At 59.2% G+C, this 573-nt stretch carries 1 protein-coding gene; it reads left to right on the top strand.

What is annotated here, in order from left to right; genetic code table 11:
* The coding region (locus ACLO87_RS16925) for an ABC transporter permease subunit (RefSeq protein WP_430224362.1) at positions 1-569 on the top strand (569 nt) is incomplete at its 5' end.
* Positions 570-573: the final 4 nt, after the last annotated feature.

The raw sequence follows: 573 nt of genomic DNA, 5'->3' as shown, positions 1-573 counted from the left end.
AGTTCTGGCACTATTTTAAACGCAACAAAGGCGCGGTTGTCGGGCTGGTTTACGTCGTCATCGTGCTGTTTATCGCGATCTTTGCCAACTGGATTGCACCCTATAACCCAGCGGAACAGTTCCGCGATGCACTGCTCGCCCCGCCAGCCTGGCAGGAAGGCGGCAGCATGGCGCACTTGCTGGGCACTGATGACGTGGGGCGTGATGTGCTGTCGCGGCTGATGTACGGCGCGCGCTTGTCGCTGCTGGTTGGCTGTCTGGTAGTGGTGTTATCGCTGATTATGGGCGTTATTCTCGGCCTGATCGCTGGTTACTTTGGCGGTCTGGTCGATAACATCATCATGCGCGTGGTCGATATCATGCTGGCGCTGCCAAGTCTACTGCTGGCACTGGTGCTGGTGGCGATTTTCGGCCCGTCGATTGGTAACGCCGCGCTGGCGCTAACCTTCGTTGCGCTGCCGCATTATGTGCGCTTAACCCGCGCCGCCGTGCTGGTGGAAGTTAACCGCGATTACGTCACCGCGTCTCGCGTGGCGGGTGCCGGGGGCAATGCGCCAGATGTTGTTTAACAGC

Origin of the sequence: Paenalcaligenes sp. Me52, assembly GCF_050487965.1 — a bacterium.
GTDB lineage: Bacteria > Pseudomonadota > Gammaproteobacteria > Burkholderiales > Burkholderiaceae_B > Paenalcaligenes.
This window is presented reverse-complemented; position numbering and strand designations above follow the sequence as displayed.